This window comes from Rummeliibacillus sp. POC4 (assembly GCF_003576525.1).
Classification (GTDB): Bacteria; Bacillota; Bacilli; order Bacillales_A; family Planococcaceae; genus Rummeliibacillus.
Map to the genome: position 1 here is coordinate 1 of NZ_QWUA01000038.1, position 3,187 is coordinate 3,187.

Annotated in this window: 4 protein-coding genes and 2 pseudogenes; all 6 read left to right on the forward strand. The window is 35.7% G+C overall.

The genetic code is table 11. From position 1 onward, the window contains the following. A pseudogene (locus D1606_RS11780) lies at positions 1-445 on the forward strand (hypothetical protein); the annotation flags it as partial. Position 446: 1 nt separating this feature from the next. After that, entirely contained in the window at positions 447-1,211 is a 765-nt protein-coding gene (bet, locus tag D1606_RS11785) for a phage recombination protein Bet (protein ID WP_119416212.1), read from the forward strand. Further along, complete coding sequence (locus D1606_RS11790; protein ID WP_119416213.1) at positions 1,211-1,912, forward strand: MBL fold metallo-hydrolase; 702 nt, start codon at positions 1,211-1,213, stop codon at positions 1,910-1,912. Before bet ends, D1606_RS11790 begins: the two co-directional genes overlap by 1 nt. Before the next feature lie 37 nt (positions 1,913-1,949). Next, on the forward strand, positions 1,950-2,129 hold the full coding sequence (locus D1606_RS11795; protein ID WP_255416315.1) for a helix-turn-helix domain-containing protein: 180 nt from the start codon (positions 1,950-1,952) through the stop codon (positions 2,127-2,129). Positions 2,130-2,140: 11 nt separating this feature from the next. Further along, entirely contained in the window at positions 2,141-2,947 is an 807-nt protein-coding gene (locus D1606_RS11800) for a DnaD domain-containing protein (protein ID WP_119416215.1), read from the forward strand. A gap of 58 nt (positions 2,948-3,005) precedes the next feature. Further along, positions 3,006-3,187 (forward strand): annotated as a pseudogene (locus D1606_RS19100) (ATP-binding protein); the annotation flags it as partial.

Genomic DNA, 3,187 nt, shown 5'->3' on the forward strand with positions numbered 1-3,187 from the left:
ACGTATTAAACAGCTCGAAGAACGTGAAAGTTTCTTAGCAAAAGAGTACCAAACTCTTGAACATCATTTGTTCTTAACTGAAGAATTTATTCGTGAAAAAGTTCGATTGCTCGAAGAAAAAATCAACAGCAAATTCAAATATGCTCGATTCAAATTATTCAAAGAGCAAGTCAATGGTGGCTTGGAAGAATGCTGTGAAACGTTATTCGAAGGGGTTCCATATAGTTCAGGTTTAAACAATGCAGCGAAGATTAATGTTGGTATCGACATCATCAATACACTATCTGAACACTATGGCATGAGAGCACCTATCTTTGTAGATAACGCAGAGGCAGTAACGCAACTAATCGATAGTGAATCACAAATTATCAGTCTAGTTGTTAGTGAAAAAGACAAGCAGTTACGTGTTGAAGTACCAGGAAACGAATTAAAGGAGGCTATCTAATATGTCAGAAAATCAATTAATGACTAAAGCAGTTGAGTTTGAAGTAAATGGTGAACCGGTGAAATTATCCGGTAACACCGTTCGTGAATACCTTGTAAGAGGTAATGGTGCAGTATCAGAACAAGAAGTTGTGATGTTCATCAACTTATGTAAGTTTCAAAAGTTAAATCCATTCTTAAATGAAGCTTACTTAATCAAGTTTGGTTCACAACCATCTCAAATCATTGTATCGAAAGAAGCTTTCATGAAACGAGCAGAATCAAATCCAAATTACAAAGGATTTGAAGCTGGTATTATCGTTGAACGAAACGGTGATTTAGTAGAAATCGAAGGTGCTGTGAAGCTTGAAAAAGACAAACTTATTGGTGGATGGTGCAAAGTTTATCGTAAAGACCGTGAAATGCCAATTGTATCAAAAATTAGCCTTGATGAGTTTGGTAAGGGGCAAGCAACTTGGAAGCAAATGCCTCTCAATATGATTCGTAAATCAGCTATTGTGAATGCTTTACGTGAAGCATTCCCAGAAAACTTGGGTGCGATGTATACGGAAGATGATGCAGATCTAAATAAAAAAGATGTCAATCCTGAACAACAAGTGCAACAAGAGATTAAGCAACATGCAAATCGAGAAATCATTGATATTCCAACAACAAATGTTAAAACAGAAACTAAACGAGAACCAGAGCCAATTGAAGCCGAATTTACTGAACAACAAGATATCTTTGGTGAACCTCCTGCAAATATGCAAGAAGGACCAGGGTTCTAATGATTGAGATTAATACTCTAGCAACTGGTAGTAAAGGTAACGCATACGTTGTCACAGACGGCGTTACCAAGCTACTGATTGAATGCGGAATATCATTCAAAAACATCCAAAAGTCTCTTAATTTCGAAACAAGCGACATACAAGGCTGTTTAGTATCACATGAACATTTAGACCATTGCAAAGGTCTACAGAGCGTTCTAAAGGCAGGTATAAACGTTTATATGTCTCATGGCACAAAAGACGGTACAGGCATTGAACACCATAGGATAAAAGCTATTCAAAACAAGCAACCATTCCAGATTGGAACATGGACCATACTTCCATTTGATGTGCAGCATGATGTAAATGAACCATTTGGCTTTTTGCTACAGAATCAGGAAGGCGAAAAGCTACTATTCGCTACTGATACTTATTACATCAAATACAAGTTTAACGGTCTCACACATCTAATGATTGAGTGTAATTATTGCCAATCTGTACTAGATGAAAATGTTGAGAGTGGTAGAATACCAGTTTTCTTGAAAAATCGAGTAATGAAGTCACATTTCAGTTTGGAAAACTTACTCGAGTTTTTAAAAGCTAATGATTTATCAAATGTCCAAGAAATATGGTTGCTCCATTTATCAGATAACAACAGTGATGAACAACTTATAAGAAATGAAGTCGCAAAGCTAACAGGGAAGATGATTTATATCCCGTGATAAAGGATGTGATTTTTTGAATAATAACTTGCGTATCTTGATGGCAGAACAGTTCTTAAGTATTACAGAACTCTCAGAGAAAACAGGAATTTCACGAAATACTCTAACAAAGATTTATCATGAAAAATCTGAATTTAGCACAAAAACACTTAGAATCCTATGCAATTTTTTTAAATGCACACCTAATGAATTTCTTGTTATAGGAAAGCATTTTTAAGGAGGTACATCATGGCAAATAATAATAAAAACATAGTTCGTGTAGAAAAGAATAAAAACTATACAACTATTAATAACACTTCTATTCAAGATCAACGTTTGTCATGGAAAGCGAAGGCAATACATGTTTTTATGCTTTCAAGACCAGACGATTGGGTTTTTTACAACGAAGAAATGGTCAAGTGGGCTAAGGATGGGAAAGATGCATTCTTATCAGGCCTTAAAGAATTAAAGAAACTTGGGTACATCAAAAAAGAGAAACGACGTAATGATGATGGTACTTTCGATTGGGTGACAGTTGTTTATGAGATTCCTCAACCATATATGGATTTACCACATATGGAAAATCCATTGATGGATAAACCATACATGGAAAAACCATCGATGGAAAATCCGACACTACTAAGTACTAATAAACCAATTACTGATTCACTAAGTACTAATGAATTAAATACTAACCAACCAACCATAGATCATGGTTTTGCTAAAGTAATAGATTTCTACGAAAAAAATATATCAATCGTAAGACCAATGACTGGAGAAAAACTTGGAGGGTTGGTGGATGATTTCACAGCAGATTTAGTTTTATTTGCTTTAGAAATTACAGCCTCAAATCCTAAAGTTACTAATCCAATTAAATATGCAACATCTATATTGACGAAATGGAAAGAGAACTTAGTCACTACTCGTCAACAAGCTGAAATCTATGAATCTAACAAACGAGGTGAACAAAATGGCCAAAACAATCGAGGAAGTCATGGAAGCTCTCAAAGCGAGAATAACCGTCCTACCATCTTCGGAGACTACTGCAGCGACTGAGTATAAATGCCCCAAATGCAAAGATCAAGGCGGAACAATTGAATGGCGAGATGCTGATGTGTTTGGCGATGGCCGTATTGTTAGAAAAGAGCAAGTTTGGGTGGAATGCTCATGTATAAAGCAAAAAAAGATCAATAGACTACTAAAGTCGTCCGAGATCACACCGGAATTTCAAAAAATGACGTTTGCTAATTTTCAAAGGGAAGGTTATCCAGAAGTAATCAAAAAAATGTACGACAC

Bases quoted from the DNA above. Each gene is read 5' to 3' on its own strand.
- bet (WP_119416212.1), top strand. From the start codon at position 447: ATGTCAGAAAATCAATTAATGACTAAAGCAGTTGAGTTTGAAGTAAAT.
- D1606_RS11790 (WP_119416213.1), top strand. From the start codon at position 1,211: ATGATTGAGATTAATACTCTAGCAACTGGTAGTAAAGGTAACGCATAC.
- D1606_RS11800 (WP_119416215.1), top strand. From the start codon at position 2,141: ATGGCAAATAATAATAAAAACATAGTTCGTGTAGAAAAGAATAAAAAC.